Annotated in this window: 20 protein-coding genes; 17 read left to right on the forward strand and 3 right to left on the reverse strand. The window is 61.4% G+C overall.

Annotated elements, in window-relative coordinates; all coding sequences use genetic code 11:
* Nucleotides 1–20 precede the first annotated feature (20 nt).
* The 5 genes from lpxD to lpxB are packed head-to-tail and all read left to right on the forward strand — an operon-like array spanning nt 21 to nt 4422.
* Nucleotides 21–1088, forward strand: a complete 1068-nt coding sequence (gene lpxD, locus AC3WVQ_RS06340; RefSeq protein WP_034796696.1) for a UDP-3-O-(3-hydroxymyristoyl)glucosamine N-acyltransferase — start codon at nt 21–23, stop codon at nt 1086–1088.
* Complete coding sequence (gene fabZ / locus AC3WVQ_RS06345) at nt 1081–1545, forward strand: 3-hydroxyacyl-ACP dehydratase FabZ (RefSeq protein WP_034796695.1); 465 nt, start codon at nt 1081–1083, stop codon at nt 1543–1545. The genes lpxD and fabZ overlap by 8 nt, the downstream gene beginning before the upstream one ends.
* Nucleotides 1542–2357, forward strand: coding sequence for an acyl-ACP--UDP-N-acetylglucosamine O-acyltransferase (gene lpxA / locus AC3WVQ_RS06350; RefSeq protein ID WP_162731877.1), 816 nt, complete (start codon nt 1542–1544; stop codon nt 2355–2357). The genes fabZ and lpxA overlap by 4 nt, the downstream gene beginning before the upstream one ends.
* Before the next feature lie 5 nt (nt 2358–2362).
* On the forward strand, nt 2363–3250 hold the full coding sequence (locus tag AC3WVQ_RS06355; RefSeq protein WP_060585276.1) for an LpxI family protein: 888 nt from the start codon (nt 2363–2365) through the stop codon (nt 3248–3250).
* A complete protein-coding gene (lpxB, locus tag AC3WVQ_RS06360) occupies nt 3247–4422 on the forward strand; it encodes a lipid-A-disaccharide synthase (RefSeq protein ID WP_090295651.1) in 1176 nt (391 codons plus the stop codon). The genes AC3WVQ_RS06355 and lpxB overlap by 4 nt, the downstream gene beginning before the upstream one ends.
* Nucleotides 4423–4620: 198 nt before the next feature.
* On the opposite strand, the gene gltA is transcribed toward lpxB, so the two are convergent.
* Nucleotides 4621–5910: a citrate synthase gene (gene gltA, locus AC3WVQ_RS06365; protein ID WP_034796688.1), complete on the reverse strand. Its 1290-nt coding sequence runs from the start codon at nt 5908–5910 to the stop codon at nt 4621–4623.
* A 315-nt stretch (nt 5911–6225) separates the two neighbouring features.
* On the opposite strand from gltA, the gene AC3WVQ_RS06370 reads away from it, so the two are divergent.
* The 9 genes from AC3WVQ_RS06370 to exoR all read left to right on the forward strand — a co-directional run bounded on the left by AC3WVQ_RS06370 (nt 6226) and on the right by exoR (nt 19946).
* A complete protein-coding gene (locus AC3WVQ_RS06370; RefSeq protein ID WP_244546739.1) occupies nt 6226–8700 on the forward strand; it encodes a ComEC/Rec2 family competence protein in 2475 nt (824 codons plus the stop codon).
* Between the two features lie 183 nt (nt 8701–8883).
* Nucleotides 8884–9966, forward strand: coding sequence for a tonB-system energizer ExbB (gene exbB / locus AC3WVQ_RS06375; protein ID WP_244546738.1), 1083 nt, complete (start codon nt 8884–8886; stop codon nt 9964–9966).
* 3 nt (nt 9967–9969) lie between these two features.
* Nucleotides 9970–10395, forward strand: a complete 426-nt coding sequence (gene exbD / locus AC3WVQ_RS06380; RefSeq protein ID WP_034796684.1) for a TonB system transport protein ExbD — start codon at nt 9970–9972, stop codon at nt 10393–10395.
* Between the two features lie 204 nt (nt 10396–10599).
* Nucleotides 10600–11265, forward strand: a complete 666-nt coding sequence (locus tag AC3WVQ_RS06385) for a protein-L-isoaspartate O-methyltransferase family protein (protein WP_060583185.1) — start codon at nt 10600–10602, stop codon at nt 11263–11265.
* Nucleotides 11266–11553: 288 nt separating this feature from the next.
* On the forward strand, nt 11554–12921 hold the full coding sequence (locus AC3WVQ_RS06390; RefSeq protein WP_034796676.1) for a TolC family outer membrane protein: 1368 nt from the start codon (nt 11554–11556) through the stop codon (nt 12919–12921).
* Nucleotides 12922–13129: 208 nt separating this feature from the next.
* Complete coding sequence (locus AC3WVQ_RS06395) at nt 13130–13933, forward strand: PopZ family protein (RefSeq protein ID WP_060516970.1); 804 nt, start codon at nt 13130–13132, stop codon at nt 13931–13933.
* 121 nt (nt 13934–14054) lie between these two features.
* The gene (locus AC3WVQ_RS06400; protein ID WP_090295648.1) at nt 14055–16895 is read left to right on the forward strand and encodes a valine--tRNA ligase; all 2841 of its coding nucleotides are present in this window, start codon (nt 14055–14057) and stop codon (nt 16893–16895) included.
* A gap of 499 nt (nt 16896–17394) precedes the next feature.
* Nucleotides 17395–18672: an outer membrane protein transport protein gene (locus AC3WVQ_RS06405; protein ID WP_034796673.1), complete on the forward strand. Its 1278-nt coding sequence runs from the start codon at nt 17395–17397 to the stop codon at nt 18670–18672.
* 467 nt (nt 18673–19139) lie between these two features.
* A complete protein-coding gene (exoR, locus tag AC3WVQ_RS06410) occupies nt 19140–19946 on the forward strand; it encodes an exopolysaccharide production regulator ExoR (RefSeq protein ID WP_034796672.1) in 807 nt (268 codons plus the stop codon).
* A 79-nt stretch (nt 19947–20025) separates the two neighbouring features.
* Here exoR and xth read toward each other — a convergent pair whose 3' ends face one another.
* The gene (gene xth / locus AC3WVQ_RS06415) at nt 20026–20817 is read right to left on the reverse strand and encodes an exodeoxyribonuclease III (RefSeq protein WP_492382614.1); all 792 of its coding nucleotides are present in this window, start codon (nt 20815–20817) and stop codon (nt 20026–20028) included.
* Between the two features lie 206 nt (nt 20818–21023).
* Between xth and AC3WVQ_RS06420 the strand changes: the two genes are divergently transcribed.
* The gene (locus AC3WVQ_RS06420) at nt 21024–22487 is read left to right on the forward strand and encodes a phospholipase D-like domain-containing protein (RefSeq protein ID WP_090295647.1); all 1464 of its coding nucleotides are present in this window, start codon (nt 21024–21026) and stop codon (nt 22485–22487) included.
* 61 nt (nt 22488–22548) lie between these two features.
* Here AC3WVQ_RS06420 and erpA read toward each other — a convergent pair whose 3' ends face one another.
* Nucleotides 22549–22881: an iron-sulfur cluster insertion protein ErpA gene (erpA, locus tag AC3WVQ_RS06425; protein ID WP_034796669.1), complete on the reverse strand. Its 333-nt coding sequence runs from the start codon at nt 22879–22881 to the stop codon at nt 22549–22551.
* A 212-nt stretch (nt 22882–23093) separates the two neighbouring features.
* Here erpA and AC3WVQ_RS06430 point away from each other — a divergent pair, with 212 nt between their 5' ends.
* Together AC3WVQ_RS06430 and argS are read left to right on the forward strand one after the other, a co-directional pair.
* Nucleotides 23094–24311, forward strand: a complete 1218-nt coding sequence (locus AC3WVQ_RS06430) for a deoxyguanosinetriphosphate triphosphohydrolase (protein WP_034796668.1) — start codon at nt 23094–23096, stop codon at nt 24309–24311.
* A 96-nt stretch (nt 24312–24407) separates the two neighbouring features.
* The gene (gene argS / locus AC3WVQ_RS06435; protein WP_034796661.1) at nt 24408–26168 is read left to right on the forward strand and encodes an arginine--tRNA ligase; all 1761 of its coding nucleotides are present in this window, start codon (nt 24408–24410) and stop codon (nt 26166–26168) included.
* The last annotated feature ends 20 nt before the right edge of the window (nt 26169–26188 follow it).

Raw genomic sequence — 26188 nt, forward strand, 5'->3', positions numbered from 1 at the left:
AAGATCGTTCTGGAGTGTACATGGAACAGAACTGGTTTTTTCCGCCCCACGATGGGATCCGCCTGGGCGACCTGGCGGATCGAATTGGGGCGGAATTGGTGGATGTCGCGGTCGCTGACCGTGCTGTCCGCTCCGTAGCGCCGGTCTATCGGGCAAAGCCCGGGGACGTCTGCTATATGTTGTCTCGCAAGAGCCGTGCCGAGCTCGAAACGTGTGAAGCATCGGCGATCATTTGCGATAAGACGATTTCGTCTCTCGTCCCTGCACATATTCCCGTCCTTTTGACAGCGCGGCCGCACACGGCCTTTGCGCTTGCCGGCACGTTGTTGCACGAGATTGCGATGCGTCCGGCACGCAATACGAGCCTGCGCGGCATCGCGCCTGGGGCGTTCGTGGATCCGACGGCGCGGCTTGAGGACGATGTCGAGGTCGAACCGACGGCTGTGGTTGGTGCCGGCGCCGAGATCGGCCGCGGCACGCGGATCGCGGCCGGCGCGGTCATCGGCCCAGGCGTGCGCATCGGTCGCGAGTGCACGATTGCCGCAGGTGCAAGCGTGCTTTGCGCTCTCGTCGGCAACAGCGTGATCATTCACCCCGGCGCTCGCATCGGTCAGGACGGCTTCGGCTATGCGCCGGGTCCGAAAGGCGGGATGATCAAGATCGTTCAGGTCGGACGGGTGATCATTCAGGATCATGTCGAGATCGGCGCGAATACGACCATCGACCGTGGCACGATGGATGACACAGTGATCGGCGAGGGTACGAAGATCGACAATCTCGTTCAGATCGGTCACAACGTGCGCATTGGTCGCTATTGCGGCATCGTCAGCGGGGTCGGCATCGCCGGCAGTACAAAGATCGGCGATGGCGTCATGATCGGCGGCGGCAGCGGCGTCAATGGCCATATCACGGTTGGTGATGGCGTCCAGATCGCCGCCATGAGCGGCGTGGCGGCTGATGTTCCCGCCGGCGAACGGTACGGCGGTATTCCAGCGCGCCCGATGCGTGATTTCCTGCGCGACGTTGCGGAAATGGCCATGCGGGCAGAGGAAAGACAGAAAAAGAAGAAGGGCGGCGCGAATGAGTGAAGCAGCAACGGTTCTCGGCACGGCGGATATTCAGGAAATCCTGAAACTGCTTCCCCATCGCTACCCATTTCTGCTCGTCGATCGCATCATCGAGATCGACGGCGACAATTCGGCGATCGGCATCAAGAACGTTTCGGCGAACGAGCCGCATTTCACCGGCCACTTCCCGGAGCAGCCGATCATGCCGGGCGTCCTGCTGGTCGAGGGCATGGCGCAGACCGCCGGCGCGATCTGCGCCCGCAAGGTGGGAACCGGCACGAACCTGGTCTATTTCATGACCATCGACAATGCCCGTTTCCGCAAGCCGGTCGTGCCCGGAGATCGCGTCGAATTCCATGTCGTGAAGCAGAAGCAGCGCGGCAATATCTGGAAATTTCACTGTGACGCAAAAGTTGACGGGCAACTTGTCGCAGAAGCTGATATCGGCGCGATGATAGTCAGCAAGGAAGACGCCTGAACATGATTGCAGCATCTGCGAAGATCCACCCGTCCTCGATCGTCGAGAGCGGTGCTGTGATCGGCGAGAACGTCAAGATCGGCCCGTTTTGCTACATCGGGCCGAAAGTCGTTCTGGGCGACGATATCGAGCTTCTCAGCCATGTCGCGGTGATCGGCCGGACGACCGTCGGCAAGGGAACGAAGATTTTCCCGAACGCCGTTATCGGCGGTGACTCCCAAAGCGTTCATCACAGTGCCGTCGACACCGAGCTTCTGATCGGCGCCAATTGCACGATCCGTGAAGGCGTGACGATGAACACCGGTACCGTCGAGCATGGCGGTAAGACGGTCGTCGGCGATAACAATCTCTTTCTCGCCAACTCGCACGTGGCGCATGATTGCCGCCTCGGCAGCAACATCATCCTGTCCAACAATGTGATGCTGGCGGGCCACGTCACGGTCGAAGATCGCGTCATTCTCGGCGGCGGCTGTGCGGTCCACCAGTTCACCCGCGTCGGCCGTCAGGCCTTTGTCGGCGGTCTGTCGGCTGTCAGCTACGACGTCATTCCCTATGGCATGCTCAACGGCAATCCCGGTCTGCTGAGCGGTCTGAATGTCGTCGGCATGAGCCGGGCTGGCATCGATCGTGCAACGATCCATGTGGTTCGCCGCGCCTACAAGCAGATCTTCGAAGGGCCGGAATCGATCCGCGCCAATGCCGCAGCGATTCGCGAAGACTATATGGATTGCGCGCCGGTCATGGAAATCCTCGATTTCATCGGCGCCGAGAGCGACCGCGCGCTATCTTCGCCGCAACGCGGCAAGGCCTGACCGTGATGTCTTCTGCTGCGAGCCGCGCGGCGACCAGCGGCCGGCTCGCAATCATCGCTGGTGGCGGCGCGCTGCCTCATCACGTTGCCGAAGCGGTTCGTGCACGCGGCGAAGATCCCTACATCATCGCGCTCACGCGTGAAGCGGAAGAAACCGATTGGGTCGATTTTGACCATTCGGTTCTGGCGATCGGCGATTTCGCCAATATCAGCCGCACATTCAAAGAAGAGGGCATCGACCGCGTCGTCTTGTCCGGGTGGGTTCGGCGTCGGCCGGAGTGGCGCGATATCCGCCCGACGTTGCGGACCCTCGCAAAGATACCGTCAGTGCTGAAGACCTTGGTCTCGGGCGGGGACGATGCGGTTCTGCGCATGGCGATGCAGCTGATCGAGGCAAGCGGCGCGCACGTCATCGGCGTGCACGAGGTGGTACCCAATCTCCTGGCCGAATCAGGCCCCATCGGTGCCGTGAACCCTGACGGTGACGACCAACGCGACATAGAAGCGGGCATCGCTGCGGCCAACGCGCTCGGCGCGCTCGACGTGGGGCAGGGGGCGGTTGCGGTCGGCGGGCGTGTCGTAGCGCTCGAGGGCGCGGAGGGCACGGACGCCATGCTGGAGCGTGTCGCTGTCTTGAAGGCGGAGGGGCGCGTCTCTTCGCGCCGGCGCGGCGTTCTCGTCAAACTTTGCAAGCCCGGGCAGGATCTGCGCGCGGACCTGCCGTCGATCGGCCCGTCCACCATCGCGCTTGCCGAGCGGGCCGGTCTTGCCGGTGTTGCCGTCGAAGCCGGACGGGCGCTGGTGCTGGAACGTAGCGAAGTGGTCAAGGTCGCCGATCAAGCGGGGCTTTTTGTCGCCGGAGTGGAGCGCACTTCCGGAGGTATCAGACGATGAACGCGCCACGTTACAAGCTCGCAGTGATCGCGGGTGAAGTTTCCGGCGACCTTCTGGGTGCCGATCTCGTCCGCGCGCTTCGGGCGCAAAGCCATTCTGACGTCGAACTCGTCGGGGTCGGCGGCGAGGCGCTGGAGGCCGAGGGCCTTCGCTCGTTGTTCGACTATTCCGAACTGTCGATCATGGGCTTCACCCAGGTGCTCGCCCGTCTGCCGAAGCTGATCATGCGTATTCGCCAAACGGCAAAGGCGATCATCGCAGCCCGACCCGACGCGCTTCTGATCATTGATAGCCCGGATTTCACCCACCGCGTGGCGCGAAAAGTGCGCGCCGCATTGCCGGATCTGCCCGTCATCAACTACGTCTGCCCGAGCGTCTGGGCCTGGAAGCCGGAGCGAGCACCGCGCATGCGCGGCTACGTCGATCACGTGCTCGCCGTCTTGCCGTTCGAGCCGGAGGCGATGGAGCGGCTGCAAGGCCCCCCGACCACTTATGTCGGCCATCGCCTTGCAAGCGACGCCAATGTGCTCGCCGTTCGCGCAAGCCGCCAGCCGCGCCTTGCGGGCGCCAAGGAGGGGCGTGTTGAGACATGCCTTCTATTGCCGGGCTCGCGCTCCAGCGAGGTCGGTCGCCTGCTGCCGATCTTCCGCGCGACAGTCGAGGAACTCGAAGCCCGCCATCCGGGAATTCGCTTCCTGCTCCCGACCGTCCCGCGCCAGGAGAAGCTGGTGCGGGAAATTACCGCATCCTGGACGATCCAGCCGGAAATTTCCGTCGGTGCGGCCGACAAATGGGCGGCCTTCGATCGAGCCGACGCGGCGATTGCTGCTTCGGGTACGGTCATTCTGGAACTCGCTTTGGCTGGCGTGCCCGTGGTTTCAACCTATGCGCCGGATTTCCTGGTGAAGTTCCTGCACAAGCGCATCCGCATCTGGAGTGGCGCGCTGCCGAACCTGATCGCGGATTTCCCGATCGTCCCGGAATATTTCGGCGAATCGATCCGCCCCGGCGCGTTGACGCGCTGGATGGAGCGGCTTTCGGGCGCAACGGCGCAGCGGGCCTCGATGCTCGACGGTTACGCGCTGGTGCAGCAGCGCATGACGACCGATCATCCGCCGGGCGAGATGGCGGCCAAGATCGTTTTTGGCTATCTCAACAAGAGCCAGCCGTAAGACTTAGCGCCGCCCGAGCGCACGACTGCCGCAATACTTCTGAAGACGGTGCCTGGTGCACAGTGCGCGCTAGGGTGGCGTTGTGTTGCCGCCATTACGAGACCGGCCACAACCGGTGCGAAACGTCGATCCTACCCTGCAAAAACAAAAGCCCGGCCATCGCTGACCGGGCTTTGTTGTCTCTGCTGATTGTCAGTCTTAGCGCTTGGAAACCGGCACGTAGTCGCGCTGCGGAGCGCCGACATAGAGCTGGCGCGGACGGCCGATGCGCTGTTCCGGATCCTCGATCATCTCGTTCCACTGCGCGATCCAGCCGACGGTACGGGCAAGCGCGAAGAGAACGGTGAACATGGTGGTGGGGAAGCCGAGAGCCTTCAGCGTGATGCCCGAGTAGAAGTCGATGTTCGGGTAGAGCTTCTTCTCGATGAAGTACTCGTCGGTGAGCGCGATGCGTTCGAGTTCCATCGCCACTTCGAGAAGCGGATCGTCCTTGTGGCCGAGTTCGGCGAGCACTTCATGCGTGGTCTTCTGCATGATCTTGGCGCGCGGATCGTAGTTCTTGTAGACGCGGTGACCGAAGCCCATCAGGCGGAACGGATCGTTCTTATCCTTGGCGCGGGCGATGAATTCCGGAATACGGTCGGCCGTGCCGATTTCGGCAAGCATGTTGAGTGCCGCTTCGTTGGCGCCGCCGTGCGCCGGGCCCCAGAGGCAGGCGATGCCGGCCGCGATGCAGGCGAACGGGTTGGCACCCGACGAGCCGGCGAGACGAACCGTCGAGGTCGAAGCGTTCTGTTCGTGGTCGGCGTGCAGGATGAAGATACGGTCCATGGCGCGCGACAGAACCGGGTTGACGACATATTCTTCGCAGGGAACGGCGAAGCACATGCGCAGGAAGTTCGAGGCGTAGTCGAGGTCGTTCTTCGGGTAAACGAATGGCTGGCCGATGTGGTACTTGTAGGCCATGGCCGCAATCGTCGGCATCTTGGCGATCATGCGCAGCGACGCAACCATGCGCTGGTGCGGATCGGTGATGTCGGTCGAGTCGTGGTAGAAGGCAGAAAGCGCGCCGACGCAGCCGCACATGACGGCCATCGGGTGTGCGTCGCGGCGGAAGCCGGTGAAGAAGCGCGACATCTGCTCGTGCACCATGGTGTGGTGCGTGACGCGGTAGTCGAAGTCAGCCTTCTGCGCCTTCGTCGGCAGTTCGCCGTAAAGCAGCAGGTAGCAGACTTCCAGGAAGTCGCCGTGCTCGGCGAGCTGTTCGATCGGATAGCCGCGGTGGAGCAGCACGCCTTCGTCGCCGTCGATATAGGTGATCTTGGATTCGCACGACGCCGTCGACGTGAAGCCCGGGTCGTAGGTGAACATCTTCGTCTGCTTGTAGAGCGAGCCGATGTCCACGACGTCAGGGCCGATGGACCCAGATCGCACAGGAAGATCCGCCGACTTTCCATCGAGTGTTACAACCGCGGTTTTATCAGTCATCGGACCCTCCGTCTTATGGCAACGTGGCACACAGACGTGCCACGACAATGAACGTTGCGAATTTGCTATATGATTTATTTTCGACTGCCAAGCTGTACGAAAGGCAAATTGTGCGATGCGAAAATGTGCATATGGCGACGCAATAATGGCATGTTACGGCAATAAGTCCAAAGAGATCAATAAGCTCGTCCGATGATGGTGCGGTACCATTCTATATAGGTTTGCCGCTTTTTTCGGCAGATAGCGCCTCGGTTGCAGTTGCGCTGCGTTGGTTGCATGATCGACCGCGAAGTCAGGGTCCAAAGTGCGGGCGCAATGAGCGAAACGGAAATGCGGCAAGCGTCGCTCGACGTCGAACGCGGAAGCTTCAGGCTTCCCGGATCCGATGCCGCCGTTATCGCCGCGACATTACCTACGCGAGGCCGGTTCTCCCTGTTTCTCCGGCCATCGTGGCAAGCAATTGCGGGCCGCGCAGCCCGTTTCCGGCCTGCCGCGCTTAAACCGGCATTCCTCGCCGCCATCGAAGAGGAACGGGCATTCGGTCACGGTTTCGTGTTGATCCCGGTGTTCTTGATCTTCGGCGTGCTCGCCTGGCTGGCGCTGCCCTTCGATATCCGGATTGCCAATCTTGCAGTGCTGCTGTGCATTTTCGGAATAGCAGCGCTGGCCTGTCGGTGGCGGCTGGCGCCTTTGAGGGCTCCGTTGATTGCGGTTACGCTCTTCATCTCCGGCATGCTGCTGGTCGCGATCGAGACATGGCGCACCGACACCATTGTTCTCGACGCTCCGGTGACCACGAACCTTCGGGGTGTGGTCTTTTCACGCGAGCAGGATGATCGCGGCCGGTGGCGCTACGGGCTGGAGATCGAGGAAACGAGCCGGCCAAAGCTGCGCCGCCAGCCGCTGAAGGCGACGCTGGTGACGCGGGGCTCCGGAGAGCCGTTTCCGCTCGGCGCCCTGATCGAGGGCAGGGCGCGGCTGTCTCCGCCCTCGGGTCCGGCGCTGCCCGGCCTGAACGATTTCGCCTTCGACAGCTATTTCAAGGGAATCGGCGCCGTCGGGTTTTTCTACGGCGCGCCCAAACTATCCGAGAAGGTGGCGACCGAAGAGCCGGGGACGGCTTTCTCGCTGCGTTCGGCAGCGGCAAAAACGATGGCCGCAATGCGGGAAACGGTTGGCGAGAGGATTCGCGCCTCGATCGGCGGCGATACCGGCGCGCTAGCGGCGGCTCTGGTGACCGCAGAGGAAAGGGCCATCAGCCGGGAGACGGTCGAGGTGCTGCGACAGGCGGGGCTAGCGCATGTGCTGGCGATCTCCGGCCTCAACATGGCGCTGGCAGCCGGCACGTTTCTGATCGGCGCACGCACTGTTCTCAGCATGGTTCCGGGGCTGGCGCACCGTGCGCCGATCAAGAAGGTTGCCGCTGCCGGTGCGCTGCTGATGGTCTGCCTCTACATCCTCATTTCCGGCGGCGCCGTATCGGCACTTCGCGCCTGGATCATGATCTCGATCATGCTGGTCGCGGTGTTTTTCGACCGCATGTCGATCAGCCTGCGCAACGTCGCGCTCGCCGCAATCGTCATCGTGGTTCTCATGCCTTCGGCTGTGGCCGGGCCAGGCTTCCAGATGTCCTTCGCCGCCACCCTGGCGCTGGTTGCCGGCTACGGGCGCTGGCGCGAACGGCGCAACGGCAAGGCCGAAGCGGCTGGCGGCCGCACCAAGGGGCGCCTCATCACCGGCGTCGCCGCAGGCATCCTCATCACCTCGCTCATCGGCGGCCTGGCAACGTCGGTCTATTCGATCGCCTACTTCCACAGGCTGCCGGCCTATGGCCTGCTCGCAAACATTCTCACCATGCCGCTGATCAGCATCGTGATCATGCCGTTCGGTCTGTTCGCCATGCTTCTGATGCCGTTCGGGCTTGAGCATATGCCTTTGATGGCGATGGCGTGGGGTCTCGATCGGATGCTCGACGTCGCCCGGTTCGTGACGTCGCTCGATGGCGAGGTCGTGACCGGCCGCATCGGACCCATCGGCTTCGTGCTGATCGCGATCGGCGGGGTTTTTCTCTGCGTGCTGCGCAGTTGGCTGGCAATCTCTGGCATCGTGCTGATCTGTGCAGGCTTCTTCAGTCTGGCATTGGAAGATGGGAGTCGGCCCGACATCGTGATCGCCGAGGACGGACGCCTTCTCGGCCTGGTCACGGATGATGCCATCGCAACGAACCGGCCGCGCCCGCCGGACTTCATATTTTCGCAATGGCAACGAGCGCTCGCCGTGGGGGAGCACGAGCGGCCGGTCATGCTCCCGCCTGCAGCCGATGATCTTTACCCGGCTATGGAACAGGCGGTCCGACGAGCGCCGCCGATCGATGGAGAGAAGGCTACGGCGATCCGTGCGGATTTTTCATCGGCCATCGAGGCAAGCCGGCCAGGCCGATTTGTCTGCCGCGACAAGCAATGGTGTGCGGCGCGCAGCGCCATCGGCTGGACGATCGTCACCCTCGAAAATCCGCGCCTCTTTCCCGCCCTGTGCGATCAGGCAGACTTGATCGTGGTCGCCGCGCGGGTCGATGTGGAAGCGTGCGCGCCGCGCCGAGCCCGCATCGTCGACGCACGGACGCTGCGCCGCATGGGCGCAATCGAAATTCGGGCGGAGCAGCAGGAAGGGCAGGGCTCACCCGTCATGCAAATCCGGCCGGCTTTCACGACGCTTGCCCGTCCATGGGAGCGCCATCGCACCTATGATTGGCGCAGCGACACCTTCATCGAAGATCAGCCGACGCCCTGAAAACGCCTGTCCAGCTCCGGCAATGGGTGGTTGCGAAATTATTCTTGATTGATAAACTCCACAAATCCTTGTCATTCGGTTTTCCTTTGCTTAAAGAGCCCCGGAAGCGCGCAAGGGTAGCGGCGGATGACGGAAAACCCTTCGCCCTGACACGACGAAATGGACCAGTACGTGAGGAACGAGATGCCGAGACGAGCCCGATCGACGATCAATTTGTTGGCAGCCGCGATGCTGGTCCTGTCCTCCGCAGCTTCGCCAACGGCCGCCTTGGCCCAAGCGACGACGCAGGCACCCGCGGTTAATGGTACGCAAAGCGGAGCAACGGCGCCGTCCGCATCCGCGCCGACGGCAGAAAGTCAGGGCACGGCCGTAACCGTTCCGCCAGCGGAACCGGCGACGCAGGCGCAGCCGACACTGCAAGCTCCTGCCGCTACGTCGGGCGAGGGGGCTCCGGTAACCGTTGAAGGCGCCCCGGTGACGGCGGAAAGCGGGCCGGCAACGGGCGAGGGTGCAGCAAGCCCGGTGTTGCCGCATGATCTTTCGCCGATTGGCATGTTCATGGCCGCCGACGTGGTGGTGAAGAGCGTGATGATTGGCCTTGCGCTGGCGTCCGTCGCCACCTGGGCGATCTTTGTGGTCAAGTTGCTGGAACTCTTTGGCGCCAAGGCGCGCCTGACGCGCGCAGTTCGCCTGCTGTCGGCTGCCAACGGCCTGGCAGACGTCAAGGGAGCCTTTGACGGCAAGTCGGGACCGGCGCCCGAAATGGTCGCCGCGGCGATCGACGAAATGGCCCGCTCGGAGGCGGTGATCGACCATGCGCCGACGGGCGGCCTGAAGGAGCGTGTTTCCTCGCTTCTGACCCGCATCGAGGTTCGCGCCGGTAAGCGCATGACAAGTGGCACCGGCATCTTGGCCTCGATCGGCTCCGTCGGCCCATTCGTCGGCCTGTTCGGCACGGTCTGGGGGATCATGAATTCCTTCATCGGCATCAGCAAGGCGCAGACGACCAATCTGGCGATCGTGGCGCCGGGCATCGCGGAGGCGCTTTTGGCGACCGCTATCGGCCTGGTGGCGGCGATCCCGGCCGTCGTCATCTACAACTATTTTGCCCGCTCGGTCGGTGGCTACAAGGTCATTCTCGCCGATGCCGCGGCGGCCGTGGAACGGCTCGTCAGCCGCGACCTCGACCATCGCCTGGCCCGCAAGGCGCAGCCGCGCCGCCAGGACTTCGGTCACACCGAGACGACCATCGCAAGGATCGGGTGACCTATGGCCGGAAAAATCAGCGACGGTGGCGGCGATCTCGATGAAAACGCCGAGATCAACGTCACCCCCTTCATCGACGTCATGCTGGTGCTGTTGATCATTTTCATGGTGGCGGCGCCGCTTGCCACCGTGGACATGAAGGTGGACCTGCCGCAATCGGCTGCAAAGCCGGCTCCGCGGGACGACAAGCCGGTCTTCGTGACTTTGAAGGCGGATCTGGCTCTGGCGATCGGCAACGATGAGACGGCGCGCGAGAGCTTTGCCGACGAGTTGAAGCGCCTGACCGAAGGCAATACCGAGACGCGCGTTCTGCTGCGCGCGGACAAAGCCGTCGACTACGGTGAACTGATGACGGTGATGAACCTCATTCAGAACGCCGGCTACACCAAGATTGCCCTCGTTGGGCTGGAAGGCGCGCCGGGACGCTGATCCCGGCCGGCAATCGTGTTGCCTCCGCCATTCGCAGTGCAATTCCCTCCCGTTTTTCCGGCGCAGATTGCCGCTATCGCTTGAAACCGGCCGGGCGCCGATTTATGAGCTTACCTCAAAGGCTTTCCGACGGGAGCCAGAAGACGATCGTGCGTGCTTGCCCGAAAGCGGGCGCCGCGCCTATCCGGACACGAGGGCACTACCATGAATTTCGAAGCAGCGCGCACCAAGATGGTGGACAACCAGATCCGCACGACGGATGTCACGTCCCACTCGGTTCTGTCCGCGTTCCTGAGCGTGCCGCGCGAGGAATTCGTGCCTGCCAAGATGAAAGAGCTTGCCTACATCGACACGGATATCGCGCTTGAGGTTACCAATGGCAACGCACCGCGTTTCCTGATGGAGCCGTCGCCGCTCGCCAAGCTTCTCCAGCTGGCCGAAATCGCCAAGTCCGATGTCGTCCTGGAGATCGGCTGCGGCACCGGCTACGCGTCCGCACTGCTGTCACAGGTTGCAGGTTCGGTCGTTGCGCTCGAAAGCGATGAAGGCCTCGCCGCCACCGCGACGGAAACGCTGTCTCGCCTCGGCTACGACAACATCGCCGTCGTGACCGGCGAACTCGAGAAGGGATATGCCGCCGAGGCACCCTATGACGTGATCTTCGTTCACGGCTCGGTCGAAGTCCTGCCGACCGCTTTGTTCGAGCAGCTGCGCGATGGCGGGCGGCTGGTCGTCGTTGAAGGATTTGGCAATGCTTCTCGCGCTAAACTCTATGTGCACGAGCACGGAAAGACGTCCGAGCGCCCCGATTTCAACACCGCGGTCAAGCCGCTTCCCGGCTTCCGTCGTGCACAGGAATTTGTTTTTTGAGGTCCCGCTTATTGAGGGATATCAACAATTAATTGCGTTGCTAAAATAACAATGTTGCCAATTCGCAACGCGGTACTTGTTTCTTTTTGAAATGGCTGCGCAGAGTATGGCTGCGCAGTTGTCGGAATGCTGATTCCGGGTTTCAAAGAGTGCAGTGGTAGTGATTTGCTCACCAGTGGGCGGTGTGAGCGCTTCATCGCCGTGTCTAGTTGGGGTCGCTTTTTTCACAAAGAGCGGCGCCGCGGAAATAGAGGGCAGGCTCTGCCGCCCCGATCGGAGAGAGAAGTAATGGTGTCGATTGTCCGCAAAGCGGCCCTCCTGGCCGCCGTTTCGACAAGCTTGCTGCTTGCACCGCACGCAGTACTGGCCGAAACGATCTTCGGCGCAATGGCCAAAGCCTACGCAAACAACCCTGACCTGAACGCCGCGCGGGCCGGCCTCAGGGCGACCGACGAGAGCGTGCCGATTGCCAAGTCCGGCTTTCGCCCCCAGGTGGCGGCATTCGCGTCCGGAACGCTTTCGACCATCGACAGAGAAAAGACCCTGAGCGAAGACCTCCACCAGGGACAGGTCGGCATCACCGTAAACCAGATGGTGTTTGACGGCTTTCAGACGCTGAACAATGTGCGCGCCGCTGAATCGAACGTCTTTGCGACCCGCGAATCGCTGCGCGCCAACGAGATATCGATTCTCCTTTCGGCCGCGACCATCTATTCCAACATCGCGCGCGACCAGCAGCTCGTATCGATCCGCAAGCAGAACATCGCCTTCCTTCAGGAGCAGGTTAACGCGGCGAAAGCCCGTCTCGATGTGGGCGAAGGCACCCGAACGGACGTGAGCCTCGCCGAAGCCTCGCTCGCCAACGCCCAGTCGCAGCTTATCGTCGCCGTCGCTCAGTTGAAGCAGAGCGAAGCGACCTATGTACAGATCGTCGGCGATGTGCCGCGTGGCATCAAGCAGGCTTCGCCGGCTTCGAAGGCCCTGCCGCGCACGCTCGATCAGGCCGTCGCGACCGGTCTGCGCGAAAGCCCGATCATTCTGTCGGCGCAGTACTCCGTTGATTCGGCCGGTTATCAGGTCAAGTCGGCGGAAGGCACGATGCTCCCCGGTGTGACGCTGCAGGGCCAGGTTGGCCGCACCACCGGCAATGCCAGCCAGTTCGATAGCAATGCATCGAGCATTACGGCTCGCCTCGAAGTTCCGATCTATCAGGGTGGCGCCGAGTACGGCCAGATCCGCCAGGCCAAGGAACGTCTCGGCCAGCAGCGCATCCTCGTCGATTCGGCGCGTGCGGCGGTACAGCAGACTATTGTCTCCGCCTATGCTCAGCTGGAAGCCGCGATTGCGCGCATCTCCGCCAACAAGGCGCAGATCTCCGCCGCCAAGCTGGCTCTCGATGGCGTGATCGAAGAGCGCAAGGTCGGCCAGCGTACGACACTCGACGTGCTTGATTCGCAGCAGGACGTGCTTCAGGCACAGGAACTTCTGGCCGTTGCCCAGCGCGACGCGGTCGTTGCGAGCTATTCGCTGCTTGCTGCCGCCGCGCGGCTGACCGTGAAGGATCAGGGCCTGCAGGTTGCCGAATACCGTGCCGAAGAGCACTACGAAGTGGTCAAGGACAAGTGGTTCGGTCTGCGAACCGTTGACGGTCGCTAAGGCGTCCGTTCGCATCATTGAGTACCTGCCAACGCCTCGGGTCTTCCCCGGGGCGTTTCTATTTTTTCCCCTGAAAACAAATCTGTGCAAGAATCCTTAGCGTTGATTCGTGGCGTATGTTTCGTTCGCGAACTCACTTAAGGTTTGTCGGAAATCGGCGCATGTCCAGTTTTGGGACACATGTCTGCCGCGTCAAACGAGGATGGAAATGGCACAGCTCAATGTCGCGCGTGAACCGTCGATGGATGAAATCCTGGCATCCATTCGCAAGATCATTGAGAGCAACGAACCCGGGCAAGCCGGATTTGCGCCGCAGGAGCAGTTCGAGGACGAGGGCAACGACGAGATCGAGCTGACTATCGACAGCGAGATCGAGACGATCGCCTTTGGCCGACGCGATGAGGCGCCCAAGGCCGCGTTTGTCGAACCGGTCGTGGACAGCCAGGCCGGGCTGTCGGAGCCGTCGCCGGCAGCGCAGCCGCCGCTTTCACTTGCCGATGTCGCAGCACGGGTTCGCGCCGCGTCCGAGCGTCATACGACGAGCTTTGCCGGACGTGAGGTGCCGCCTGCGCCGCAGGTCGTCGCTATTCAGGACAGTCCGGTCGTCACCTCGCGCATGGCAGCAGTTTCCGCGCCGAAAGCGCCGGTGATCGAGCCCGTTGCTGCAGTTGAGGCGCCGGCAGAGCCGGAAGTCGTAGCGCCGCCGCCAGTCGAACTCCCGGAAGTTCTAAGCGCGGTTCCGCCGGTGGCCGCCGTCGTTCCGCCGGAAGCGCCCGCGCCGGAGACGGCGCTTGCCGCGATCGTCTCGCCGGAGGTCGGCCGCAAGGTCGCTCAGTCGTTCGGCGATCTTGCCCACGCAGTGGATCAGGAATCGCGGCGTTCCTTTGATGAAATTGCCGAAGCGATGCTACGGCCGATGCTGCAGGAATGGCTCGATGACAATCTGCCGACGCTTGTCGAGCGGCTCGTCCGCGAGGAAATCGAACGCGTCGCGCGCGGCCCCCGCCGCTAAATGCCGAATCCGAACACGAAAGAAGCCGCGCGATCGTCGCGGCTTTTTGCGTTCGTGTTGACTTGCACCGGCCGTTCCGGTTTACAAGACGCTGACATCAATCTCGTAAATTGGCTCCAAAATGCTTGATAAGACCTACGATTCCGCATCCGTCGACCCGCGTATCGCCAAGAAGTGGGACGAAGAAAACGCGTTTCGTGCAGGGGCGGGTGCCAAGCCCGGCGCCGACAGTTTCTGCATCGTGATCCCGCCGCCGAACGTGACGGGTTCGCTGCACATGGGCCACGCGCTCAACAACACGCTTCAGGACGTGCTCGTTCGTTTCGAACGCATGCGCGGCAAGGATGTGTTGTGGCAGCCGGGCATGGACCATGCAGGCATCGCCACCCAGATGGTCGTCGAGCGTAAGCTGATGGAGAGCCAGCAGCACCGCCGGCAGATGGGCCGCGAAGCCTTCATCGAGAAGGTCTGGGAATGGAAAGCCGAATCGGGCGGGCTCATCTTCAACCAATTGAAGCGTCTTGGCGCGTCCTGCGACTGGTCGCGCGAACGCTTCACCATGGACGAAGGTCTGTCCGAAGCCGTTCTCGAGGTCTTCGTTTCGCTCTACAAGGAAGGCCTGATCTACAAGGATAAGCGCCTGGTCAACTGGGACCCGAAGCTTCTGACCGCGATTTCGGACCTGGAGGTCGAGCAGCACGAGATCAACGGCAACCTCTGGCACCTGCGCTATCCGTTGGAGCCTGGCGTAACCTTCGATTACCCGGTCGCCTTCGATGAAGACGGCAAGGCGACCGAGTGGGAAAAGCGCGATTACCTCGTCGTCGCCACGACGCGTCCTGAAACCATGCTCGGAGACAGCGGCATCGCGGTCAATCCGGAGGATGAGCGCTACAAGCCTTTGATCGGCAAGCACGTCATTCTGCCGATCGTCGGTCGCCGCATTCCTGTCGTTGCCGACGACTATGCGGATCCGACCGCCGGCACCGGTGCGGTGAAGATCACGCCTGCGCATGATTTCAACGACTTCGACGTCGGCAAGCGCGCCGGTCTGCGCGCGATCAACATCATGACGATCGAAGGCCGCATCACGATCAAGGACAACGAGGATTTCCTCGAAGGGCTCAGCGATCCGGCTGCCCTGCACGGCGCCTGGGACGAACTCGAAAGCAAGGACCGCTTCGAAGCGCGCAAGATCATCGTTCGCATCTTCGAAGAGGCGGGCCTGCTCGACAAGATCGAGCCGCACAAGCACATGGTTCCCCATGGCGACCGTGGCGGCGTGCCGATCGAACCGCGTCTGACGGAGCAATGGTACGTTGACGCGAAGACGCTGGCCAAGCCCGCGATCGCCGCCGTCAAGGAAGGTCGGACCAACTTCGTTCCAAAGAACTGGGAGAAGACCTACTACGAGTGGATGGAAAACATTCAACCCTGGTGCGTTTCGCGCCAGCTGTGGTGGGGGCACCAGATCCCGGCCTGGTACGGTCCGGACGGTCAGGTCTTCGTCGAAAAGACCGAGGAAGAGGCGTTGCACGCGGCGATCCAGCATTATCTGGCGCATGAAGGCCCGATGAAGGCCTATGTCGAGGATCTGCTCGAGAACTTCAAGCCGGGCGAAATCCTGACGCGTGACGAAGACGTTCTCGACACCTGGTTCTCCTCGGCGCTTTGGCCGTTTTCCACGCTCGGCTGGCCGAACGAGACGCCGGAACTGGAGAAGTACTATCAGACCGACGTGCTGGTCACCGGTTTCGACATCATCTTCTTCTGGGTTGCCCGGATGATGATGATGGGCCTGCATTTCATGAAGGATGCCGACGGCACTCCGGTCGAGCCTTTCCATACGGTCTATGTCCATGCGCTCGTTCGCGACAAGAACGGCCAGAAGATGTCGAAGTCGAAGGGCAACGTCATCGATCCGCTCGAACTGATCGACGAATACGGTGCTGACGCCTTGCGCTTCACGCTGGCGATCATGGCGGCCCAGGGGCGTGACGTGAAACTCGACCCGGCCCGCATCGCCGGCTACCGCAACTTCGGCACCAAGCTGTGGAACGCGACGCGTTTTGCCCAGATGAATGGCGTTACCAGCAGCGATGGTTTCATTCCCGAAACCTCATCGCTCACCGTCAACCGCTGGATCCTGACGGAGCTGTCGCGGACCATCCGCGACGTCACCGAGGCGCTCGATGCCTATCGCTTCAACGACGCGGCCGGCAGCCTCTATCGGTTCGTCTGGAACCAGTTCTGCGATTGGTACCTCGAACTGCTGAAGCCGATCTTCAGTGGCGAGGACGAAGCGGCAAAACGCGAGTCGCAGGCCTGCGTCGCCTACGTTCTCGACGAGATCTACAAGCTGCTGCACCCGTTCATGCCGTTCATGACGGAAGAGCTCTGGGCGCAGACGGCAGGCGAGGGCCAGGAGCGTTCGACGCTGCTGTGCCACGCCGAATGGCCGGCGCCGTCCTATGCTGACGACACGGCGGCCGACGAGATCAACTGGCTGATCGATCTGGTTTCGGGCATTCGTTCGGTCCGTTCGGAGATGAACGTCCCGCCGGCGGCAACCGCGCCGCTGATCGTTGTCGGTGCCAACAACCTGACGCGCGAGCGCCTGCAGCAGCATGCCCAGGCCATCGGTCGTCTGGCGCGCGTCGAGCATATCGACCACGCCACTGTTGCGCCGCGCGGCAGCGCCCAGATCGTCGTTGGCGAGGCAACGGCCTGCCTGCCGCTCGGCAACCTGATCGACCTTTCCGCCGAGAAGGCCCGACTTGAGAAGGCGATCGCCAAGGTGGAAGCCGAGCGCGAGCGCATCCTCGGCAAGCTGGCCAATGAGAAGTTTGTCGCCAACGCAAAGCCGGAACTGGTCGAAGCGGAACGTGAACGCCTCGTAGAGCTCGATCTCCAGAAGGAATCGCTGAGCGTTGCGCTGACGCGCGTCGCCGAGGCCGGTTGAGGCCGTTAATCGACGGATTCAACGAGAGGGCGTTCAAGAGAATGCCTGACCGTCAGAAATCGAAATCCGCGGCAGAAATGCCGCGGATTTTTTATTTTAGAGATACAAGATAGACTTCAGCCTATCGAGATTTGGCATTGATTCGATCAGTTGAATCTGCTGCGCGGGTCATTAAGCGCGCGTGGCGTTTGAGCGGAACTTCAACGGAGTTTTTCGCTGTTCTACCGCAAAAAGCGATAATGTTGTTCAGGCGACACAGGTTTTCGATGGTTTGGAAATCCATTCTAATTCAGTGGATTTCATCCATGATTCTGGAAAAATGGTTCCGATCTGGCGCCATTGTGGCTAAATCATGAGAATCTTACGTAAATTCTGTGACCGATCGAGCCTGCTAACTGCTAGATCTCGCATTTGCGATTTCACGGGATCGTGAGAATACTTCGGCCCACACGACATGAGGTGGAATGTCGCAGTTTTGCAGTGCAGGGGGAGGAGCTGGATGGCTCACATGAATTTAAAGCGGGGTGTTCTGTCGGTAGCAGCGGGTTTGCTGTTTGCCTCCGCCGCGCACGCGGGCGGTCTTGAGCGCGGCGGTTACAACATCGATCTGCTGTTCGACCCGTCGGATTATGCGGGGGAAGCGTCGGCGACCTACGTCAATCCGCAGCGCGAATTGAAGAACGTCCGTGATACCGATACCGGGAACACCAACATCCTTACCGGGACTTTTGGTGGCGGCAATCTCAACAACAGACCGAATACTGCTGACGACACCGAGAGCTACTGGGTTCCGCGCGTCGGCGTTAAGGCGGCCTTTGGTGACAGCGTCGACTGTATGGCTGACTACTCCCAGCCCTGGGGTGCCCACACCAATCCGGGGCAGAACTGGGCCGGTGCCAACAGCAATATCGAAACGAAGGTAGAGAGCGACAACTACGCCGCGACCTGCTCCTACAAATGGGACATGGGGCCAGGCCAGTTCCGTGTGATCGGCGGCGTCTTCTATCAGGAAGTCAACGGCTTCAAGGAACGGCTGGTTCAGGATTATACAGGCACGCCGCTCGCTGGTGCCTTTACCGGCATTGGCAGGCTCGAGCTTGGAGGGCATGGCTGGGGCTGGCGCGCAGGTGCTGCCTACGAAATCCCCGAGTATGCCTTGCGAGCGAGCCTCGTCTACAACAGTGCTGTCGATCTGGATAACCTCTCGGGCTTCATCGACCTTCGCCAGTTGGGCTTCGTTGTACCGGGTGTGGGCCTTGTGACCGGTACGAAATACGACGTAAACGGTGCGGCTTCGATGCCGGACTCGCTGGAACTCAAGCTGCAGAGCGGCTTTGCACCCGGTTGGGCGGCATTTGGCTCGGTGAAGTGGACGGACTGGAGCCAGCTTCAGGTCCTGAAGTTCTGCCCCGCCACGGTCTCCCGTACTACGCCATGCACGAGCCTTGATCTTCTCTACCGTGACGGCTGGACGATCACCGGCGGTGTCGGCCACAAGTTCAATGATCAGTGGAGCGGCGCCGTCAGCCTGACCTGGGACCGCGGCACCAGCCACGGTTATGGAACGCAGACCGACACCTGGACGCTGGGAACCGGTGTTTCCTACACGCCGACCGAGAACCTTGAGTTCCGTCTTGCTGGTGCTGTCGGCATCATGACCGGCGGCAGTTCCGGTGCGGTGAAGTATGGTGACGACGTCATTGGTGACGACGTTTCCTACGATTTCGACGACGACTTTGTCGGTGCCATTTCGACATCGATCAAAGTGAAGTTCTGATCCTTCGTCATCTGATCCTGCAAGGCCCGGTTTTACCGGGCCTTTCTTATGTGTGGAGCCTCTTAACCACGCGTCCGCACTGTCCCGCAATGTGACGATTCAGCAACACTTTTAATGCTAGAGTTTGCTAGGATCAGACTCGTTCCGGCTATGTCCATTTCCCGCCACAAACAGGGAGCAGCGATATAGGGACAAGCCTGCAATGTGAGTGCGATACCTGCAGCGTTTGGGGTGAAATGAAACTTGGATCGATGACCGTCATGAGAAATGTGGCCTCCGGCACGCCAGTGCAAGTGGTCCATCAAAATGACTGCTTCGGGGACTATGTCGAAGTTTCATTGTGGAAAGGTTGCGCCGGCTTTGTCGGCGGAGTTGGTGCAGTTCCCGGCGGCGGGTCGTCCGGGCTTGTGTGTTTGCAGCGGTGATGGGTTCGGCGTGGCCGGCTGGAACGGAAGAATTAGACTGTGATGCTTGCGGGTGAACTAAAGTCACTAAAGGTTGCGATACTCGGCGTGTCGCTGGCGGTCTGTGGGACCTTCGCCATGCCGGCCTACGCTTTTGATCCCGGTGCGGGCGTCACCAAGGAATCAGGTCCGTTCGCGCTCTTCAAGTTCGGGTTTTCCGCCTACAAGAATGGCCGCAAGGACGAGGCCGTAGAAGCTTACAAATACGCGGCCGAGAAGGGCCACACCGGATCCCGCTGGGCCCTCGCCAACATGTACGCCTATGGCGACGGCGTCGCCGAGAACGACCTCGAAGCCTTCAAGATCTATAGCGAAATCGCCCAGGAGGGCGTGGAGCCGGGGTCGGAAGACACCGGTTACTTCGTCAACGCGTTGATCTCCCTTGCCGGCTACTATCGCCGCGGCATTCCCGACAGCCCGATCAAGTCCGACATGTCCCAGGCGCGCCAGCTCTATTTCCAGGCGGCATCGACCTTCGGCGTCGCCGAGGCGCAGTTCCAGCTCGCGCGCATGCTCTTGTCGGGCGAGGGCGGTAGCGTGAACGTTCAGCAGGCCAAGAAGTGGCTCAATCGTGCGCGCAAGAGCGGTCACGCCGGCGCCATGGGCGTCTTTGGCAATGTGATTTTCCAGGAAGGCCAGACCGTTCGTGGTCTCGCGTTCATGACTGCGGCACTCGACCAGTGTTCGCCGAAGGATCGGCCCTGGATGCAGTCGATGCAGGAGCAGGCCTTCTCGCTTGCCAGCGAGGACGATCGACGCACGGCAATCGCACTGTCGCAGAACCTGCACATGCAGGGCGACGACGACTGATTGTCATCGTCGAGCGTTCCCCGAACCGCCGCCGGCCCAGGGATCATTCTCCACACACTAAGATCTGGAAAAATGCGCCTTAAGCGGGCGCGAACGCAAACGTCCCGATGACGGGCACGTGGTCCGAAGGCTTCTCCCAGGCGCGGACATGCTTGTCGATGGATGTTGACACCAGCCGATCGGTCGCCTCCGGCGACAGCATCAAATGGTCGATGCGGATGCCGAAATTTTTCGGCCAGCAGCCGGCCTGATAATCCCAGAACGTATAGAGCGGCACAGCGTCCGACGTCGCGCGCACAGCGTCGGTGAAGCCGAGGTTGCGCAGCCGGCGAAATGCCGCGCGCGTTTCCGGCAGGAAGAGGGCATCGTTCTGCCAGACCTTGATATCCCAGCAGTCGTGTTCCTCGGGGATGACGTTGTAGTCGCCGGCAAGGATGAAGGGTTCTTCGAGCAACAGGCGCTGCTTCGCATAGGCCTCCAGCCGGCGCATCCAGGCGAGTTTGTAGGGATATTTCTCGCTGTCGACGGGGTTTCCGTTCGGAAGGTAGAGCGAGCAGACGCGGATCGCGCCGCCTTCGACCGAGAAGATACCTTCGATGAAACGTGACTGTTCGTCCGTATCGTCACCAGGCAGGCCGCGATTGACCTCGTCCGGCCGCAGCTTGGAAAGCAGCGCGACGCCATTGAAGCCCTTCTGGCCGTGTGTTTCGACATGATAGCCAAGCGCCTCGATCTCGAGGCGCGGAAAGCCGTCGTCGACCGATTTGATCTCCTGCAGGCAGACGATATCCGGTCCGCTTTCCTTCAGCCAGGCCAGCAGGCTGTCGATTCGCGCCTTGACGCCATTGATGTTCCAGGTGGCAATCTTCATGGCTCGAAACGCCCTTCCATGTCGGTTAAGTCCTTGGCGGGGTCATTTCTAGCCGCTCCGGATTCTTTTGACAAATCCGTTGCCTGCGGGTTTTCAACAGCGCGCGCGAGCCGCACCGACGCTTCCCATCAGGGGGCAGCGGTCGATACGGTATACGCTGCAGGCGTCGAATTGATTCCGCCCGTTGGCGGGCTATAGTCCCGCCCATGATCGATCTCGTGCAGAATTATTGGCCGCATATCCTGGCGCTTTTGTCCTTCGCGCTGGGCATTCCCGCGGCCATTCATGCCGCGATGACGAAGGACGACGTGCGCGCCGCGGCGGGCTGGGTCGGTGTCGTCCTGCTTTCGCCGATCGTCGGCGCGCTGATCTATGCCGTTGCCGGAATCAACCGTATCCGGCGCTCCTCAATCGGCTCGCAACGCGCTCTGTTGCGCGGGCAGGGGCCGGATCAGTTCGGCCGCTTCGACGTTTCGGATGCCGACATATCGGTGCAGTTCGGAGAACGATTTGCGGCGATGAAGATCCTCGGCGACCGCGTTTCACGCCATCGCATGTGCACGGGCAACCGTATTTCGGTGCTCGCCGGCGGCGATACCGCCTATGCCGCGATGCTGGAAGCGATCGCCGGCGCCCGGCGCTCGATCCTGCTCGAAAGCTATATCTTCGATCGCGACGTCATAGGCCTACGCTTTGCCGACGCCCTGATCGCGGCGGTGGCGCGCGGTGTCGAGGTGCGGGTGCTGATTGACGCCGTAGGCGCGCGCTACTCGGTGCCGAGCATTGTCGGTCATCTGGAGGCGGCGGGCGTTCCGACGGCGGTTTTCAACGGCAACATCATCATGGGGCTACGGCTGCCCTATGCCAACTTGCGCACGCACCGAAAGATCCTTGTGGTCGACGGTCAGGTTGCCTTTGCCGGCGGCATGAACATCCGGGTGGGCTTCACCAGCGAGATCGCCGGTCAGGCGCCGGCACAGGATACGCATTTCCGCATGGCCGGACCGGTGGTCGCCGATATCTTCCAGGTCTCGTCCGAAGATTGGCAATTCTCAAGTGGCGAGGTTCTGGCGGGCCCCGCATGGGCGATCGAAGAGGCACCGCTGCCGGCGGATGGGCCGTCGGTACTGATGCGTGCCGTGCCATCCGGACCTGACGCCACCAATGAGACCAATCACAAGATGCTCATGGGGGCGTTTTCGGTCGCGCAGAAGAATATCCGCGTGATGTCACCCTATTTCCTGCCGGACCGCGAACTGATCAGCGCGCTCGTCACCGCCGCGCGCCGCGGCGTCGAGGTGGATATCATCGTTCCCGCAGTCAACAATCTGCTGCTGGTCGACAGGGCGATGACTGCGCAGTTCGATCAGGTGCTGAAGGGCCATTGTCGTGTCTGGCGGGCGAAGGGCGCATTCAACCACTCCAAGCTTTTGACCGTGGACGAGCGTTGGGCCTATGTCGGGTCCACCAATCTCGACCCGCGCTCCCTGCGCCTCAACTTCGAGTTCGACCTTGAGGTTCTCGACCATGGCTTCGCCGAGGCGATCAATGGCACGATCTCCGACATTCTCGCCTCAGCCGAGCCGGTCACGCTCGAAAGGCTGCGCAAAAAGTCGTTCGCGGATCGATTGGCGAACCGCATTCTCTGGCTCGGATCGCCCTATCTCTGACGCAAACGGCTCCGTTCGTTGTTGAAACGGAGCCGGCTAAGAGAGACGTGGGGCGCTGGCGTCAGATGGAGAAACTCGTTCCGCATCCGCAGCTTGCAACCGCGTTCGGATTCTTGATCTGAAACGACTGGCCGAGCAGGTTGTCGACGAAGTCGATTTCCGAGCCGCCCATATAGACGAGCGACAGGCTGTCGATCAGGACCTTGGCTTCGTTCTTTTCCAGCACCAGGTCGTCGTCATTGCTGCTGTCGACCAGGTCGAACTTGTAGGAGAAGCCCGAGCAGCCGCCGCCCTCAACGGACACTCGCATGGCGTTGTTGTGGCTGTCGGAACGCAGGATCGTGGCGATCCGCTTCGCTGCAGCGTCCGAGAGGGTCACGGTTTCATGCGTCATATCTGCCTCCTGCCGGGGTCAAGAACCGGAGAGAATTGCCCTGTGTTAAAGCATGCGATCTGGTCGGTTTCGGGGCCTCTTTCAAGACCCGCGGCCAAGCCGTTGCTTCCGCTTGCGGAATCGGTCGATCTTGCATGACGTGTTTCCGTAGCTTTCACTATAGGTATGAAGGCTTGAATGTCCCGTCAATGGGACGACGAATTAGGTGGAAGATGACATTCGACAAAAATGCGCTCGGCTTCGGTTATGGTGAACATGCGCCGTTCGCGTCGAATCCCTGGATGACGCGCGGCAGGCTCTTTCCCGAAGCGACGAGCGCGACGCGCTCCGATTTTCAGCGCGACCGCGACCGCATCGTGCACACCACTGCGTTTCGCCGCCTGAAGCACAAGACGCAGGTCTTCATTGCCGCTGACGGCGATCACTACCGCACCCGTCTGACGCACACGATCGAGGTGGCGCAGATCGCCCGGGCTCTGGCGCGCGCGCTCAAGCTCGACGAAGATCTGGCCGAAGGCGTCGCTCTCGTGCATGATTTCGGCCACACGCCCTTTGGCCATACGGGCGAGGATGCCCTTCACGAGATGCTGAAGCCCTATGGCGGCTTCGATCACAATGCCCAGTCGCTGCGCATCGTCACCAAGCTCGAGCGGCGCTACGCCGAGTTCGACGGGTTGAACCTGACCTGGGAGAGCCTGGAAGGTCTGGTCAAGCACAACGGGCCGTTGCTGACCGCGGACGGTGAGGGCACGCGAGGGCCCGTGCCGCAGCCGATCCTCGACTATTGCGCGCTGCATGATCTGGAACTGGCGAGTTTTGCGAGCCTCGAAGCGCAGGTCGCGGCCATTGCTGATGATATCGCCTACAACACCCATGATATCGATGACGGTCTGCGGGCTGGCTATCTCACCTTCGAAATGCTCGAAGACGTGCCGTTTCTCGCGCGCCTGATGCGCGAGGTCCATGACCGCTATCCCGGTCTTGAAAGCAGCCGCTTCACGCATGAGATCATGCGGCGTCAGATTACCGCGATGGTCGAGGACGTGATCGGCGTCGCGCAGCAACGGATCGGCGAGATAAGGCCGCAAAGTGCTGCCGATGTGCGCCAGGCCGGCACCGTGATGGCAACCTTCTCTGAGGAGATGGGCGAGACGGACAAGCAGATCAAGCGCTTGCTGATGACCCGGATCTACCGGCACCCGGAAGTCATGCGCGTGCGCGAAAATGCAGCCTCGATCGTCTGCGATCTCTATCATGCCTTCATGGACGACCCGCAGCTGATGCGTGAGCACTATTGGATCGACCAGATTGCCGGCATGGCGGAGCCGGCGCGGGCGCGGCACGTCGGCGACTACCTCGCCGGCATGACCGACACTTTTGCGATCAGCGTGCACAAGCGCTTGTTTGACCATACGCCCGATTTGCGCTAGGGACCCCCCGCCCGGAGGCTTGCGGTTCGGCCGAACCGAGCCTCCTTTTTGAGTTTTGCGCCGGTCACTTGTGGCCGGGAAAAGCGGACGGATCAGATGAATCTCTTCACGGACTTCGAATCAAGAATTAAGGACATTCTCGAAACGCTTGAAAGCGTTCGAGAAAAGCGATCCGAGCTTGACTTCGGCCGTGTCAATGTCGAGCCGCCACGTGATCCGAGCCATGGTGATGTTGCGACCAATGCTGCGATGGTGCTGGCAAAGCCGCTCGGCATGAATCCTCGCGCGCTTGCCGAACTCATCGTCGAGAAGCTCAAGCAGGATCCGGAAGTCACCGACGTCTCCGTCGCCGGTCCGGGCTTCATCAACGTCCGCCTTTCTGTTTCCTACTGGCAGAAGCTGCTGTCGGGCATGGCGCGTGCGGGCGTCGACTACGGCCGTAGCGCTGTCGGTGGCGGCCGCAAGGTCAACGTCGAATACGTATCGGCCAACCCGACCGGCCCGATGCATGTCGGCCATTGCCGCGGAGCCGTTGTCGGCGACGCGCTGGCCAACCTTTTGGCCTTCTCCGGCTATGAGGTCACGAAGGAATACTACATCAACGATGCGGGGTCGCAGATCGACGTTCTCGCGCGGTCCGCATTCCTGCGTTATCGCCAGGCGCTGGGCGAAGAGATCGGCGAGATCCCGCCGGGCCTTTATCCGGGCGACTATCTCGTGCCGGTCGGCGAGGCGCTCGCCGACGAATTCGGCACGAGCCTCAGGCTGATGCCTGAAGACAAGTGGATGCCGCTCGTCAAGGACCGGACGATCGACGCGATGATGGCGATGATCCGCGAGGATCTCGCGGCGCTGAACGTCAATCACGACGTCTTCTTCTCCGAGCGCACGCTGCACGCGAACGGTGCTGCCGCCATCCGCACGGCGATCAACGACCTGACCTTCAAGGGCCACGTCTACAAGGGCACCCTGCCGCCGCCGAAGGGCCAGCTGCCGGAAGATTGGGAAGACCGCGAGCAGACGCTGTTCCGTTCGACCGAGGTCGGCGACGATATCGACCGGCCGCTGATCAAGTCGGACGGCAGCTATACCTACTTCGCCGCCGACGTTGCCTACTTCAAGGACAAGTTCGACCGCGGCTTCGACGAGATGATCTATGTGCTCGGTGCCGACCATGGCGGCTACGTCAAGCGCCTGGAAGCGCTGGCGCGCGCCGTCTCCGGCGGTTCGTCGAAGCTTACGGTTCTGTTGTGCCAGCTGGTCAAGCTCTTCCGCGACGGCGAGCCGGTGAAGATGTCGAAGCGCTCCGGCGACTTCGTCACGCTGCGCGATGTCGTCGATGAAGTCGGCCGCGATCCGGTGCGCTTCATGATGATCTACCGGAAGAACTCGGAACCGCTCGACTTCGACTTTGCTAAAGTAACAGAACAGTCGAAGGATAACCCGGTCTTCTATGTGCAGTATGCGCATGCGCGCTGCCGCTCGGTCTTCCGCCAGGCCGCGGACGCATTCCCGGATCTGAACCTCGAATCGGTCGATCTCGCCAGTGCCGTTCTGGGCCAGATCACGGATCCGACGGAGCTCCAGCTCGTCGCCAAGCTCGCAGAATATCCGCGAGTCATCGAGGCTGCGGCACTGGCTCAGGAGCCGCATCGCATCGCGTTTTACCTGTATGATCTTGCCGCCGCCTTCCACGCACATTGGAACAAAGGTAAAGAGAATCCGGAATTACGTTTTGTTAACGATAAAAATAGAGAATTAAGTACTGCCAGACTCGGGCTGGTGCATGCTGTCGCTTCGGTATTGAAATCCGGCCTGTCTATTACAGGCACCTCCGCACCGGAGGAAATGCGATAAGTATTGTCACCATTTTCCCA

This window comes from Ensifer sp. EB106-05-01-XG146 (genome assembly GCF_058791875.1).

What these genes read in the sequence shown, in the direction of transcription:
- AC3WVQ_RS06405 (WP_034796673.1), top strand. Translation starts at nt 17,395, where the DNA reads ATGGCTCACATGAATTTAAAGCGGGGTGTTCTGTCGGTAGCAGCGGGT.
- argS (WP_034796661.1), top strand. Translation starts at nt 24,408, where the DNA reads ATGAATCTCTTCACGGACTTCGAATCAAGAATTAAGGACATTCTCGAA.
- AC3WVQ_RS06430 (WP_034796668.1), top strand. Translation starts at nt 23,094, where the DNA reads ATGACATTCGACAAAAATGCGCTCGGCTTCGGTTATGGTGAACATGCG.
- AC3WVQ_RS06390 (WP_034796676.1), top strand. Translation starts at nt 11,554, where the DNA reads ATGGTGTCGATTGTCCGCAAAGCGGCCCTCCTGGCCGCCGTTTCGACA.
- lpxB (WP_090295651.1), top strand. Translation starts at nt 3,247, where the DNA reads ATGAACGCGCCACGTTACAAGCTCGCAGTGATCGCGGGTGAAGTTTCC.
- exbD (WP_034796684.1), top strand. Translation starts at nt 9,970, where the DNA reads ATGGCCGGAAAAATCAGCGACGGTGGCGGCGATCTCGATGAAAACGCC.
- exoR (WP_034796672.1), top strand. Translation starts at nt 19,140, where the DNA reads ATGCTTGCGGGTGAACTAAAGTCACTAAAGGTTGCGATACTCGGCGTG.
- erpA (WP_034796669.1), bottom strand. Translation starts at nt 22,881, where the DNA reads ATGACGCATGAAACCGTGACCCTCTCGGACGCTGCAGCGAAGCGGATC.
- fabZ (WP_034796695.1), top strand. Translation starts at nt 1,081, where the DNA reads ATGAGTGAAGCAGCAACGGTTCTCGGCACGGCGGATATTCAGGAAATC.
- AC3WVQ_RS06400 (WP_090295648.1), top strand. Translation starts at nt 14,055, where the DNA reads ATGCTTGATAAGACCTACGATTCCGCATCCGTCGACCCGCGTATCGCC.
- AC3WVQ_RS06385 (WP_060583185.1), top strand. Translation starts at nt 10,600, where the DNA reads ATGAATTTCGAAGCAGCGCGCACCAAGATGGTGGACAACCAGATCCGC.
- AC3WVQ_RS06420 (WP_090295647.1), top strand. Translation starts at nt 21,024, where the DNA reads ATGATCGATCTCGTGCAGAATTATTGGCCGCATATCCTGGCGCTTTTG.
- AC3WVQ_RS06355 (WP_060585276.1), top strand. Translation starts at nt 2,363, where the DNA reads ATGTCTTCTGCTGCGAGCCGCGCGGCGACCAGCGGCCGGCTCGCAATC.
- xth (WP_492382614.1), bottom strand. Translation starts at nt 20,817, where the DNA reads ATGAAGATTGCCACCTGGAACATCAATGGCGTCAAGGCGCGAATCGAC.
- AC3WVQ_RS06395 (WP_060516970.1), top strand. Translation starts at nt 13,130, where the DNA reads ATGGCACAGCTCAATGTCGCGCGTGAACCGTCGATGGATGAAATCCTG.
- gltA (WP_034796688.1), bottom strand. Translation starts at nt 5,910, where the DNA reads ATGACTGATAAAACCGCGGTTGTAACACTCGATGGAAAGTCGGCGGAT.
- exbB (WP_244546738.1), top strand. Translation starts at nt 8,884, where the DNA reads ATGCCGAGACGAGCCCGATCGACGATCAATTTGTTGGCAGCCGCGATG.
- lpxD (WP_034796696.1), top strand. Translation starts at nt 21, where the DNA reads ATGGAACAGAACTGGTTTTTTCCGCCCCACGATGGGATCCGCCTGGGC.
- AC3WVQ_RS06370 (WP_244546739.1), top strand. Translation starts at nt 6,226, where the DNA reads ATGAGCGAAACGGAAATGCGGCAAGCGTCGCTCGACGTCGAACGCGGA.